The organism is Lactiplantibacillus sp. B652, from assembly GCF_023806745.1.
Lineage (GTDB): Bacteria > Bacillota > Bacilli > Lactobacillales > Lactobacillaceae > Lactiplantibacillus > Lactiplantibacillus pentosus.
This window is the reverse complement of sequence record NZ_JAMSKY010000045.1, coordinates 1-1845: the sequence shown is the minus strand read 5'-3', so window position 1 is coordinate 1845 and position 1845 is coordinate 1. Positions and strand designations below refer to the sequence as shown.

At 47.5% G+C, this 1845-nt stretch carries 2 protein-coding genes; both read right to left on the bottom strand.

Features of this window, described 5'->3' with window-relative positions; all coding sequences use genetic code 11:
* Nucleotides 1-107: 107 nt before the first annotated feature.
* Complete coding sequence (locus MZO40_RS16885; RefSeq protein ID WP_396415504.1) at nt 108-1166, bottom strand: DUF916 and DUF3324 domain-containing protein; 1059 nt, start codon at nt 1164-1166, stop codon at nt 108-110.
* Nucleotides 1167-1250: 84 nt separating this feature from the next.
* Nucleotides 1251-1845 (bottom strand): WxL domain-containing protein (locus MZO40_RS16880; protein WP_252133466.1); only part of this gene is annotated, 595 nt, incomplete at its 5' end.

Below are 1845 nucleotides of genomic sequence, written 5' to 3'. Positions count from 1 at the left end.
ATACCGCTTTTACTAATAAACCACCTAATGATTATTGTGATTACAACAAAAAAATAAGTACCCACTCAAGACCATGCTGGTCAAGATGTGGCTACTTATTTAGTCGGTTATGATTGACGTTTGTTATTCAATTGTTTTTCTAATTCTTTAATCTTCTTCTGCTTGCGGCGAATGTACCAGATCAGCAAGATGATCAAGAGTAAAATCAAGAGGCCAATGCCGATATACAGCCACCAGTTAGGGCCCTGCTTCAAGACCGCCGTATGATTCAGATTAGTGGCCTCGCCCTGCGTAATCACGAAGTTCTGCTTAAATTGCCAGTGCTGCTTCTTGGATTTGACCTTGACGACTGCGGTGTACTTGCCAGCCTTCAGAGCATTTTGTCCGGTTCGCACCGGTAATTTGTAGATTGAACTGGGTGCCATCTGACCGTTAGTCAAATTTTGATGGTAGACTACTTTTTGGCCGCCACGATGGTAAATCTTGATCTTCGTTTGGACCTTATTCAAGTAGGCCGCCGTGTGGTTCACTAACGGAAAGTTGATGACGTTGCGGCCGTTGAGTTGCTCGACCGTGATCTTGTTCATCGTGAGGTGGTTCGTCGTCAAATCGCGATCACCATGCAGAACAACGGCTTCAGTATAGGCATACTGATTATTGACCGCGACCGCCTTTTTTGTTTCAGCGGCCGTTGCCTTTTTCAAGAAAGTCAGCCCACCAGCCAAGATACCGTCATACGATTTGGCCGGCATCTTGATTTGAAACTTGACGGTCTTAACTTGTCCCTTATCCAGCTTAACTTCGGACTGGTCAGTCGTCACCAGTTTGGCTAAATCATACGGCAAATCCGCACTTTTATTTTCAGTCGCCCGCTGATAAGCTACCACACCATTGATGTTGGTCGTCGCCTTGGAAATCCCAACATTGATCGTAATTGGCGCATTCGAGTTGTTGTGCACCTTCACCGCAATGGTCTGGGTCTGTTTTGGTTTTAACTTCAAATCAAAGTACGAGACGTTCGAATCGACTTGACTACTCGAACGTACCGGACTGATCTCAAATCCCACGGCCGAATCAGCCTTCGCTGATTGGGCCATGCCACCCATGAACAGACTCATCACACCGACTAATGCCGTTGCTAATAATGCTCGCAATCGTTTCCCCACACTCATCACGCCTTTTCTCTCAAATTAAGTCAGGATATTGGTTCGACCAACATCATCATACCACTAGTAGGCTTCACGCTCACTTTAGTTAGATGGCGTAGCGCCCAAGTTCCAAGTCAACGTTGTCGTGTAGCCTTGAGCGAGCTTAGGCGTTGCACCCGGAACAGCCAGTGTAGAACCGCCGAACGTAAACGTCGAGATTCCGTTACCTTCACCAGATAAAGCTGAAGCAACCGTGTCTGCAGCGCCATTAGTGGTCGTACCGCTCGTCGTCGTTCCAGGAGTCAAAGTGGCGTTCTTCGGATTAACCGGTGAATCACTTGAAACTTTGGTGCTAGCAACCGTCAAGGCAGCGCTCGTCAACGCTGAGCCACTCGCATCCGTCTTCGTATTGAATTGTTGGCCTTGTGCCACGGTCAATGACCAGCCGGCATTCGTCCCCCGCAAATCACTAACTTTTACCGTTGGCGTGGTCGAAGCACCCAAAGTCGCATCAGCTGCCGAAATCGTATTTTTCCCAAATGAAAGGTTCGTATTATCCACTGACAATGATAGTGTCCCACTTGAGAAGGCCACATCACCTGTCGAATCCGTATCCGCGGCGTTTGCAACCACCGTACTTGTCCCTAAAAGTCCAGCAACAACCATTAATCCCAAAACCATTTTTTTCATTACAATC